Source organism: Pelomicrobium sp. G1 (assembly GCF_051905455.1).
Lineage (GTDB): Bacteria > Pseudomonadota > Gammaproteobacteria > Burkholderiales > UBA6910 > Pelomicrobium.
The window spans coordinates 1-541 of sequence record NZ_JBQACR010000081.1 but is presented as its reverse complement, the minus strand read 5'-3'; the positions used below and the strand labels follow the sequence as shown (position 1 = coordinate 541).

Sequence of the window (541 nt, the reverse complement as noted above, 5' to 3'; positions counted from 1 at the left end):
ATGTTGCGCACCGAGTAGAGCTGCACCGGCACGCTCTGGGCGCTATCACGCACCACATGGACGATACCACCCTGCAGGTAGGGCAGCGCCCGGTCCGCGCGGGCGGCCTGGGTGACCGCCTCCCAGACGGTCTGGACCGAGTCGTGCACGGCGTCGTAGTAGTCCTGGCGGGCGCTCCACACGCCATCCAGCGCGAGCAGTCCCGCCAGGTCGATGCGGCTGTCCGGGAGGTGGGCGCCGTAGTCTGCCCGGAGCATGTCGGCGATGGCCCAGGCGATCGAGCGGGTCGCTTGGGGAGCGCTCCAGGAGGCGCCGTCCCACACTGGGAGCTTGCGGGTGACGATGACGTTCACGCGGCGCGCGGCTATCTGCGAGAGCTGGTTGCTCGCCCGCATGCGCAGCGCCAGCACGGTGAGCTGGCCATAGCCGTTGGTGCCCGGGTGGTACGCCCGCAGGCCCGCCCAGACGAGATCGTGGCCCACGTTGCTGCCCGTGTCCTTGGGGTCCGTGCGCGTGAGGCGCACCTCATAGCGAGCGGTGC

The 541-nt window shown here is 70.6% G+C and carries 1 protein-coding gene; it reads right to left on the bottom strand.

Translation table 11 applies throughout. The annotated features are described in order from the left end of the window. Window positions 1-541: host specificity factor TipJ family phage tail protein (locus ACTFO6_RS17540; RefSeq protein WP_439935714.1), on the bottom strand; the 541-nt coding region annotated here is incomplete at both ends.